Origin of the sequence: Pseudidiomarina tainanensis, from assembly GCF_004214835.1 — a bacterium.
Taxonomy (GTDB): Bacteria; Pseudomonadota; Gammaproteobacteria; order Enterobacterales; family Alteromonadaceae; genus Pseudidiomarina; species Pseudidiomarina tainanensis.
This window is the reverse complement of the sequence record NZ_PIQJ01000003.1, coordinates 214,732-223,408: the sequence shown is the minus strand read 5'-3', so window position 1 is coordinate 223,408 and position 8,677 is coordinate 214,732. Positions and strand designations below refer to the sequence as shown.

Genomic DNA, 8,677 nt, shown 5'->3' with positions numbered 1-8,677 from the left:
GCAAGCTACTCCCCGCTGCCGCTCGACTTGCATGTGTTAGGCCTGCCGCCAGCGTTCAATCTGAGCCATGATCAAACTCTTCAGTTTAAAGTGTTTAATCGACCCATTGAATCAATGACTTAATAAAATCTAATTTGTTAAGCACTTTTCCAATCAGTCAGGTGTATCCGAAGATACTTTTTTGCATCCGAAGATGCTTCTCTGCCTGAATCCGGTAAGTGCCCACACAGTTTGCTTGGCTTGGTATATTGTTAAAGAACATTCGCTTCTTCGTGAAGCGGGATGCGTATTTTACGCCATCCTTGGTTCAGGTCAAGATCCTTTTGGATCTTTTTTTTTGACTTGCGTCACTTCCTAAACCCGCGTCATCACTCGGTGACAACGGCGGCGAATTATAAGGATCGCCGCCAGCTGTGCAAGATCTTTTTTGACGTTTTTGAACTGACTGCTGAGTTTTTAATCGGTTGTGCTTTTAGCACTCGATTTCGGCTCAGTTTCTGAACTATTTTGTTGCTTTTTGGTTGGTTCTTCACTTTCTTCGCAATCTGAGTCACCGACCACATGTTCCAACTTTATTTTCTTTACGGTTCTGAAAGTCGTAATTGGACCTGAAATCGCATAAAGAAGGAAAATCGAGAACAACACCAACGAAGGTTCAGTTGCGACGACGACAAATGCCAACACAATTAAAAGAATGGCGATAAACGGAACACGGTCACGCCAGTCGACATCTTTAAATGAGTGATAGCGGAAGTTACTCACCATCAGTAAGCCCGCAGCTATAGTTAGAACAGCTGCAATATAACTGACATTTGACGGGTCAATTTCGTATTTACTACCAACCCAGACAAACCCGGACACAATGGCTGCCGCACTTGGAATCGCTAAGCCTTGGAAGTAGCGCTTGTCAGATGTACCAAGATTGGTATTGAAACGTGCTAAACGTAATGCGCCACCCGCAACAAAGATGAACGCTGCTAACCAACCGAGTTTACCCAAATCAGAAAGGCCCCAGTTATACATGACCAATGCAGGCGCCATACCGAACGAAACAATGTCGGCCATGCTGTCATATTCGGCACCAAAGGCACTTTCAGTATTCGTCATTCGAGCAACGCGTCCGTCAAGACCATCAAAGACCATCGCAATAAAGATTGCGACAGCAGCTGACTCAAAGAGGCCATTCATAGACGCAACAATTGCGAAGAAGCCGGAAAACAGTCCCGCAGTTGTCAACAAGTTGGGCAACAGGAATATTCCGCGGTTCTTTGCGGTAGCTAATGACTGTTCTGTTTTATTCGGCATAGTTTGATTCCCTAATCATAGTGGCCGCACAGCATAACATAGCTTATTCATAGCAATAAATAGCCGAACTTTGGCTTAGCTCGGCTATTACACTTCATCATTACTGCGAAATCACCAATTCATTATCTTGGTAGTCAACATGAATGACCTGCTTTGGAATCAGCTTGCCAGCTAATATCTGCTGCGCCAGTGGGTTCTCAAGCTCTTGCTGAATCGCACGTTTTAGCGGACGAGCACCAAATACCGGATCGAAGCCAGCGGCAGCCAAATGTTCTAACGCAGCATTTGAAAGCTCAAGAGCGTAATCGCGTTCAGCTAAGCGTTGATACAAGCGTTGTAACTGTATCTTCGCAATATTTTTAATATGTTCCTTCGCGAGCGGATGGAACACGACAGTCTCATCAACTCGATTCAAGAACTCTGGACGGAAATAATGAGAGAGAATTTCCATCACCTCGTCTTTCATTTCATTATAGGTTTGTTGATGCGCTTTTTCTTGTATCACATCGGAACCTAAGTTGGACGTCATGATGATCACAGTGTTTCTAAAATCGACTGTTCGCCCTTGGCCATCCGTTAAACGGCCGTCATCCAACACCTGTAATAGGATGTTAAAGACATCAGGGTGAGCCTTTTCCACCTCATCCAACAGAATCACTGAATACGGACGGCGGCGAACCGCTTCGGTAAGATAGCCGCCCTCTTCATAGCCAACATAACCTGGAGGTGCGCCAACGAGCCGAGCAACCGAATGCTTCTCCATAAACTCCGACATGTCGATACGAACCATCGCTTCATCGGTGTCAAACATAAAATGCGCTAAAGCTTTGCACAGCTCTGTTTTACCGACACCTGTTGGCCCCAAAAACAGGAATGACCCAATCGGACGTTGCGGGTCGGATAATCCGGCGCGTGATCGACGAATGGCATTGGCAACAGAAGTTACCGCTTCGTCTTGACCAACAACGCGGCTGTGCAATTGCTCTTCCATTTTCAGTAGTTTGTCACGTTCACCTTCAAGCATCTTGCTCACCGGGATTCCAGTCCAACGTGATAACACATCGGCAATTTGCTCTTCGGTGACTTTATTTTTGAGCAATGACATACCTTGTTCATCAGCTTCTGAGGCAGCTTTTAGCTGACGCTCTAATTCCGGAATTTTGCCGTACTGAAGTTCCGACATGCGATTTAAGTCACTTGCTCGGCGCGCAATTTCCAAGTCTGTTTTGGCTTGCTCAAGCTGAGCTTTAATATTTTGCTCACCTTGCACCACGGCTTTCTCGGCTAACCAAACTTCCTCAAGTTCAGCGTACTTGCGTTGCTGATCTTTCAGCTCTTCTTCTAACAACTCAAGACGCTTCTTACTCGCTTCGTCCTTTTCTTTTTGCAGTGCTTTTTGTTCCAGCTGCAACTGAATGATGCGGCGTTCTAACCGATCTAAATCTTCCGGTTTTGAATCAATTTGCATGCGAATACTTGATGCCGCCTCGTCAATAAGGTCAATCGCCTTATCCGGTAACTGACGATCGCTGATATATCGATGCGACAATGATGCCGCAGCAACAATAGCTGGGTCAGTAATTTGCACTGAGTGATGTACTTCGTAACGTTCTTTTAAGCCACGTAAGATTGCAATGGTATCTTCCACCGATGGCTCATCAACCAATACTTTTTGGAAACGACGCTCTAAAGCAGCATCTTTCTCTATATATTGACGGTACTCGTCTAAAGTCGTTGCACCAACACAGTGCAATTCACCGCGCGCTAGAGCAGGTTTCAACATATTCCCGGCATCCATTGCGCCATCGGCTTTACCGGCACCCACCATCGTATGCAACTCATCAATAAACAGAATAATGCGGCCTTCTTCTTTACCCAGCTCATTCAAAACAGCTTTTAAACGCTCTTCAAATTCACCGCGATATTTCGCACCAGCAAGAAGTGCGCCTAGATCTAAAGAAAGCACACGTTTGTGCTTAAGACCTTCAGGCACCTCGCCGTTAACAATGCGCTGCGCCAATCCCTCAACAATGGCTGTTTTACCTACACCAGGCTCACCAATCAGTACAGGGTTATTTTTAGTCCGACGTTGCAACACTTGAATCGTACGGCGAATTTCATCGTCACGACCTATAACCGGATCAAGTTTGCCGAGCTCTGCACGTTCGGTCAGATCAATCGTATATTTCGACAACGCTTCGCGTTTGTCTTCGGCATTTTGGTCATCCACAGCTTCACCGCCTCGTACTTTTTCAATTGCTTGTTCAACTTTCTCGCGAGTCACACCCAGTTTCTTCAAGATCTCGCCAAGTGCGCCTTTATCTTCGGTTGCTGCTAACACAAACAGCTCAGATGAAATGAATTGGTCATTGCGCTTTTGAGCGAACTTATCGCAGAGATTTAGCAGCGTTCCAGTTGCCGCCGAAACTTGCACATCACCACCAGTGCCTTCAACTTGCGGTAGTTTTTCCAAAGCGGCCGATAACTGCGTTTTTAAATCATTTGAATTGACCTGAAGCAAGGTCAATAAAGGACGAATTGAACCACCGTCTTGCGTCATCAACGCATGCATTACGTGAACTGGTTCAATAAATTGATGGTCGCGACCCAACGCCAAAGACTGTGCGTCTGCAATCGCCATTTGGAATTTGTTGGTTAATTTATCGAATCGCATGGTTACCCCTTAAAAAATCTCTAATATCCTGATTCTTTATGTGGGTATTACTGAACGAATTTCAAGCGCCAGTGAATTATTTTTTCCAAATCAATGACGCAATGCGACCACAACTTGAATCACGACGATAAGAATACCAGCGCGAATCAGTGTAAGTGCAATGAGCGCTTTGCTGAACAGATAGACAACCTTGCTGTTCAAGGATGCGTTGCGCCAACAAAGGAAGATTCGCGTGCCATTTCCCTTGAATATGGGAGCGAAAAGTATCGGAATCAACTGCCTCAGTGGATAAAAATGCTTCACGCACTTCGTCGCCAACTTCAAAAGCTGGCATCGAGATTGCTGGGCCTATATAGGCTAACAATTCGCGGGGCTTGGCTTGAAAACGCGCCAGTGCATTTTGGATAATACCGCCAGCCAGACCGCGCCAGCCGGCATGCACTGCGGCAATTTCTTGACCATCTTGGCTACACAAAAGAATAGGTAAACAATCGGCGGTGAGCACCGCGCATACTGTTTGGCCACGATTCGCATACACTGCATCGGCTTCGACGGTTGGATAGGCCGCATCGAAATCAACAATGTGCGTGCTATGCACTTGTCGAAGCCAACGCGGTGAAGCTGGAAGATTTAATTCGCGCTGTAATTGGCGTCGATGGCGGATAACCGTCGCCGGCTCATCATTCACATGCACAGCTAAATTGCCCGGTTCAGCCACTGAAGTGACAGCGGCGAAAACGCCTTCGGGTAATTTCCAATCGAGCTGTTTCATATTAATCGATTGGATGTTCTTTTCTATCAGCGCGCAAGGCCGCAATTAATTCGACCATGTCATCTGGTGTTGGCGCATCCCAACTCATCCATTCACCTGTAATCGGGTGGTGCAGAGACAAACGTGCGGCATGCAAGGCTTGCCGACGAAAGTTTCGCAGCGTTTCGAGCAGCTCAGGGCTGGCTTTCTGCGGTGGTCGCGGACGCCCGCCATACGTAAAGTCACCCACCAACGGATGACGCAAGTGTGCCATATGCACGCGAATCTGATGCGTGCGCCCGGTTTCTAATCGTAAGCGCAAATGGGTATGTGCGCGGAAGCGCTCAACTACACGATAATGGGTTACTGCTGGCTTACCTAATGCAACAACCGCCATATGCGTGCGCTTCGTTGGGTGACGCGCAATAGGTTCGTCAATCATACCGCCGGCAGTCATTGGCCCATTGCAAACAGCTTCGTACTCGCGGGTAATCTCGCGCTCTTGCATGGCGGCAACCAAATGGGTTTGCGCTGGAACCGTTTTCGCTACTACCATCAAACCCGTCGTGTCTTTATCTAAACGATGAATAATGCCCGCACGCGGCACTTGATCAATGGCAGGGAAATGATGCAATAAAGCGTTTAACAACGTGCCATCAGGTGTGCCTGCGCCTGGATGAACAACCAAACCGGCAGGTTTATTGATGACGAGAATATCATCATCTTCATACACAATATTTAATTCAATGGGTTGCGCTTCAAAGCGTTGTTCTTCCACCAATTCCGCGGCGACTTCAATAACCATACCTGCGAGAACTTTCTCGCGCGGCTTATCAACAACCTGCCCTTCCACCTTCACTTGGCCATCGGTAATCCAACTTTTTAACCGAGAACGTGAATAGTCAGGGAACATCTCTGCGAGAGTTTGGTCCAATCGCTTGCCGTTCGCTGAAGGGGGGACATTTCCTGTTAGTGAAATCTGTTCGCTCATAAATTCGTATTCGGACCTGTGAAAGCAGCCAGTGCTGCGCTAGAATGCGTGAATATGTATAGTGTACCTGTTTGGGACGCTGCACCAAAGTTAAATCAACAGAGATAAATAAAACACATTATGAAATTTCGTCTAATTGTAGCCTGTGTAACCCTCATGACCTTGAGCGCTTGTTCAAGTTCGCCGGATGAATTTGAAAATACGCGCATGACCGATATCGAAGTCGGCTACGAGCGGGCACAACAAGCAATTCAAGCTGGTAACTTCAGTAGTGCATTGCAAACGTTAGAAGCCCTGAATACGCGCTTCCCGTTCGGTCCGTTGACCCATCAAATTCAGCTCGACTTAATTTATGTGTACTACAAAACTGGTGATATTGATAAATCACTCGCTGCAATCGACCGTTTTACGCGTTTGAATCCGAATCATCAGTCGATTGATTACGCACTTTACATGCGTGGATTAACAAATGAACGTGCCTCTGAGAATTTGTTCCAAGATTTAGTTGGCATCGACCGCTCAGATCGTGACCCAACCAAAGCGCGTGAAGCATTCGATGATTATGCAGAACTCGTCCGCCGCTTCCCAGATAGTAAATACTCAGCCGATGCGCGCCAGCGTATGATTGGTATTAAGAGTCGTTTGGCGCGTCATGAACTTGCAGTTGCGCAATATTACATGAAGCGTGAAGCGTTTCTGGCAGCGGCGAATCGCGGTAAATATGTACTTGAGAACTTTAGTGATACGCCTGAAGCTGAACACGCATTGGCAATTATGGCGGAAGCCTACCGAAGCCTAGAGTTGACTGAGCTGTATGCTGACGCAGTAGCTACGCTCAAAACTAACTTCCCGCGTAGCGACTATCTGTCACAACTTGACTAATCAATACAGACGCGGTGACTTACACCGCGTCTTCGTTTTCCTCACCTGTACGAATTCGAATAACACGCTCAACATTAGTGACGAAGATTTTGCCGTCGCCGATTTTACCTGTTTGTGCTGTTTCTAAAATCGTATCGATGCAACGCTCAACTTGATCGTCTGCAACAACAATCTCAAGTTTCACCTTTGGTAGAAAATCAACCATGTATTCTGCACCGCGATAGAGTTCGGTGTGGCCCTTTTGTCGACCAAAGCCCTTAACCTCGGCCACTGTCATACCCGCAATACCGATTTCCGATAGTGCTTCACGTACATCATCCAGTTTAAATGGCTTAATGATGGCTTCAATTTTCTTCATGCGAACTCCGAGCTTGCACTTGTCGTTCTAGTTCGTAACGAAAGTGATTGGTAATTGGAAAACGACGATCTTTGCCAAAATTGCGAGCTGTAATCTTCGGCCCAACGGCACCTTGGCGCCGCTTATATTCATTAATATCAACCAAGCGCACAACACGCAAGACATCCGCCTTATCAAATCCGCAATCGATAATGGCACTGGGTGACCAATCTTGTTCAACATAAAGTGTTAAAATTCGATCAAGCACATCATACGGCGGTAAACTGTCCTGATCTTTTTGATCTGGTGCCAGCTCGGCAGATGGTGGACGCGTGATCACTCGCTCCGGAATCACTTCTTGCTCTAAATTACGGAAGCGTGCCAGCTCAAACACAAGTGTTTTAGGCACGTCTTTTAACGGCGCAAAACCACCGTTCATGTCACCATAGAGCGTACAATAGCCCACCGCCAGCTCGCTTTTGTTTCCCGTTGTGAGTACCAGTGACCGGGTTTTATTCGACACCGCCATTAACAACGTACCGCGTGCGCGAGCTTGTAAGTTCTCTTCCGTCGTGTCTTTTTCAGTACCCGAAAATAGTGGATCAAGCTGCTGCATAAAAGCATCGTACATCGGCTCAATTGCTACCACGTCATACTTCACACCCATGCGGCGTGCTTGTTCGGCGGCATCATCTTGACTCATTTGTGAGGTATAACGAAACGGCATCATAATGGCGTGAACTTTATCAGCACCTAACGCGTCAACCGCAACCGCCATCGTAACAGCAGAATCAATACCGCCCGATAAGCCAAGTGTTACGCCCTGAAAACCATTTTTGTTTACATAATCGCGCACAGCCAGAACGAGTGCTTGATAAATTTCTGCCAACAACGATTGTTGACGTGGTGTGAATGCTGTATCGATGAGCTGTATGCCGTTACTATCAGCACGAATACTTGCACAGGCTGTTTGGCAGTGCGGCAGCTCCGCAATGAGCTCACCCTTGGCGTCCATGACTAACGAATGACCATCGAAAACTAACTCGTCTTGACCGCCACAATTATTCACGTAAAGAATTGGAATGTGCGCTTCACTTGCGCGTTGCTGCAAAATATGTAGGCGTTGTTGGTGCTTTTCTACTTCATACGGCGATGCGTTCAGAGAAATAACCAAGTCGACATTCTCGGCAGCTAAGCTCGCTAAAGGCGCTGCGTGCCAAAGGTCTTCACAAATTAGCAAACCAATCCGATGGCCTTGCCATGTGAAAATGCCATTGTCATGACCAGGAATAAAATAGCGCTGTTCGTCGAATACGCCATATTGCGGTAGGCGTTGCTTGTGGTAGCGCGCAAGGCACTTCCCTTTATGTAACACCGAGACACTATTATAAAGCTCATCGCCGACTCGCTGCGGATGTCCGACAATCGCAAGATTAGTATCTGCCGCGACGGCAATTTTATCTAATGCTTGGTAAACCAGCGTTTCGAAATCGTCTCGGAATAGCAGATCTTCTGGCGGGTAACCGGTGATCGCGAGCTCGGGGAATATGACTAAGTCACTATCAGCGTACTGCTGTAACGTTGCGATAATCGACTCGGTATTTCGAGTGATAGCACCCACCGTAAAATCAAGTTGGGCAAGCGTTATCGTTATAGGCTTCATGAACGGTATCTCAAGCTCGGCTACAAATAGGATGCGTATGATAGAGCAGCGTTATGTTTCGCGCAAATTCAGAA

7 protein-coding genes and 1 rRNA gene are annotated in these 8,677 nt (G+C 47.0%); 1 reads left to right on the top strand and 7 read right to left on the bottom strand.

What is annotated here, in order from left to right:
• The 5 genes from CWI82_RS11075 to rluD form a co-directional block, all read right to left on the bottom strand.
• A 16S ribosomal RNA gene (locus CWI82_RS11075) occupies nt 1–87 on the bottom strand; the annotation flags it as partial.
• Nucleotides 88–456: 369 nt separating this feature from the next.
• Nucleotides 457–1,305, bottom strand: coding sequence for a CDP-diacylglycerol--serine O-phosphatidyltransferase (gene pssA, locus CWI82_RS11070; RefSeq protein WP_092858271.1), 849 nt, complete (start codon nt 1,303–1,305; stop codon nt 457–459).
• Between the two features lie 100 nt (nt 1,306–1,405).
• Nucleotides 1,406–3,979, bottom strand: coding sequence for an ATP-dependent chaperone ClpB (clpB, locus tag CWI82_RS11065; protein WP_130203578.1), 2,574 nt, complete (start codon nt 3,977–3,979; stop codon nt 1,406–1,408).
• A 76-nt stretch (nt 3,980–4,055) separates the two neighbouring features.
• The gene (gene pgeF, locus CWI82_RS11060; RefSeq protein WP_199286270.1) at nt 4,056–4,751 is read right to left on the bottom strand and encodes a peptidoglycan editing factor PgeF; all 696 of its coding nucleotides are present in this window, start codon (nt 4,749–4,751) and stop codon (nt 4,056–4,058) included.
• Nucleotide 4,752: 1 nt separating this feature from the next.
• Complete coding sequence (rluD, locus tag CWI82_RS11055) at nt 4,753–5,721, bottom strand: 23S rRNA pseudouridine(1911/1915/1917) synthase RluD (protein ID WP_130203577.1); 969 nt, start codon at nt 5,719–5,721, stop codon at nt 4,753–4,755.
• 120 nt (nt 5,722–5,841) lie between these two features.
• Between rluD and CWI82_RS11050 the strand changes: the two genes are divergently transcribed.
• A complete protein-coding gene (locus CWI82_RS11050) occupies nt 5,842–6,603 on the top strand; it encodes an outer membrane protein assembly factor BamD (RefSeq protein ID WP_130203576.1) in 762 nt (253 codons plus the stop codon).
• A gap of 19 nt (nt 6,604–6,622) precedes the next feature.
• Here CWI82_RS11050 and glnB read toward each other — a convergent pair whose 3' ends face one another.
• Together glnB and CWI82_RS11040 are read right to left on the bottom strand one after the other, a co-directional pair.
• On the bottom strand, nt 6,623–6,961 hold the full coding sequence (gene glnB / locus CWI82_RS11045) for a nitrogen regulatory protein P-II (RefSeq protein WP_092858279.1): 339 nt from the start codon (nt 6,959–6,961) through the stop codon (nt 6,623–6,625).
• A complete protein-coding gene (locus CWI82_RS11040; RefSeq protein ID WP_130203575.1) occupies nt 6,948–8,603 on the bottom strand; it encodes an NAD+ synthase in 1,656 nt (551 codons plus the stop codon). Before CWI82_RS11040 ends, glnB begins: the two co-directional genes overlap by 14 nt.
• Nucleotides 8,604–8,677 lie beyond the last annotated feature (74 nt).

Excerpts from the sequence above, each read along its gene's own strand:
- pssA (WP_092858271.1), bottom strand. The coding sequence starts at position 1,305 with ATGCCGAATAAAACAGAACAGTCATTAGCTACCGCAAAGAACCGCGGA.
- clpB (WP_130203578.1), bottom strand. The coding sequence starts at position 3,979 with ATGCGATTCGATAAATTAACCAACAAATTCCAAATGGCGATTGCAGAC.
- pgeF (WP_199286270.1), bottom strand. The coding sequence starts at position 4,751 with ATGAAACAGCTCGATTGGAAATTACCCGAAGGCGTTTTCGCCGCTGTC.
- rluD (WP_130203577.1), bottom strand. The coding sequence starts at position 5,721 with ATGAGCGAACAGATTTCACTAACAGGAAATGTCCCCCCTTCAGCGAAC.
- CWI82_RS11050 (WP_130203576.1), top strand. The coding sequence starts at position 5,842 with ATGAAATTTCGTCTAATTGTAGCCTGTGTAACCCTCATGACCTTGAGC.
- glnB (WP_092858279.1), bottom strand. The coding sequence starts at position 6,961 with ATGAAGAAAATTGAAGCCATCATTAAGCCATTTAAACTGGATGATGTA.
- CWI82_RS11040 (WP_130203575.1), bottom strand. The coding sequence starts at position 8,603 with ATGAAGCCTATAACGATAACGCTTGCCCAACTTGATTTTACGGTGGGT.